Consider the following 665-nt stretch of genomic DNA (forward strand, 5'->3'; position numbering starts at 1 on the left):
ATGCTTATTTCAGTAACTTATAATGTCTGTTCAATAGCTCTACCCAGCTTTCCAGCTTATCTGCATTGCCAATGCGTTTACCTTCCTGACCTCTAATCTTCGAAAGCCATAAGCCTTCACCGTTGAAGCTGTATACAGGTGCCAGGTCGGTACGTTGGCCTGCTGGTTTTATTTCATTAATCAGGTTGTCGAGAATGAGGGGTTCAGCGTCTGGAGTCGGGTAATAGGCGAGGACCATGTGAGCCTGGTTCAGCTCAAGCGCTTTGACGTAGGTGATTTTTATCATGTCATCAGGGATTCCCATTTCCCGAAGCGTAAAGTACTTTGCAATTGAGAAGTCCTCACAGTCGCCAGCATTGGTTGCCAAAAACTCTAATGGCGTTGCCCAATAATCTTCCTTATTCCATTGTTCTTGATCGGATACGAACTTCACTCTATTAAAGAACTGGTTTACAAGTTTTAGCTTTTGTTGATGGGTAATGTTTTGTTTGTAATTAGCGATTCTTTCCCATTGCTGGAGTCGGCTAACAGCGTCCTGGCCGAAGCGCTGGTCAATAAAATCGAGAACTTTAGAGTTAAGGTCTAGGGCTGAGGCGCAGGTCGTAATAAAAAAAATTATGACAACCCGCTTGTAAATCGGGGTCCTTAAAAGAGTGAGGCCTAAG

General features: G+C 44.1%; 1 protein-coding gene. It reads right to left on the bottom strand.

What is annotated here, in order from left to right:
• Positions 1 to 4: 4 nt before the first annotated feature.
• Positions 5 to 665: transglutaminase-like cysteine peptidase (locus A3757_RS23745; protein ID WP_369819603.1), on the bottom strand; the 661-nt coding region annotated here is incomplete at its 5' end.

It is taken from the genome of Oleiphilus sp. HI0117, from assembly GCF_001635235.1.